Genomic DNA, 373 nt, shown 5'->3' on the forward strand with positions numbered 1-373 from the left:
GGACCTGGCGGCGACGGGAGGCGGATAAGGGGTCAGGAGCCTTATTGACATCCGCGTCGCGTCGTCCTACCATGAAGCCATGCCAAGACCACCTCGCGCGGCTGAAGGCGGGCTGATCTACCACGAGCTGAATCGCGCCAACGCGCGGATGGGCATCTTTGAAGGCGACGACGATTATGCCGCGTTCGAGCGCGTCCTCGTCCAGGCCCTCGCACGATATCAGATGCGGCTCCTGGCGTACTGCCTGATGCCCAACCACTTCCACCTCCTGGTCTGGCCCCGCGAAGCGGGCGATCTATCCGACTTCATGAGGTGGCTGACGATGACTCACACCCAACGCTGGCACGCTTACCAACGCACCGTCGGCACCGGT

General features: G+C 63.5%; 1 protein-coding gene. It reads left to right on the plus strand.

Annotated elements, in window-relative coordinates; all coding sequences use genetic code 11:
• Positions 1-79: 79 nt before the first annotated feature.
• Positions 80-373: transposase (locus tag G6O54_RS37110; RefSeq protein WP_205679200.1), on the plus strand; the 294-nt coding region annotated here is incomplete at its 3' end.

The organism is Aquisphaera insulae, assembly GCF_011064615.1.
Lineage (GTDB): Bacteria > Planctomycetota > Planctomycetia > Isosphaerales > Isosphaeraceae > Aquisphaera > Aquisphaera insulae.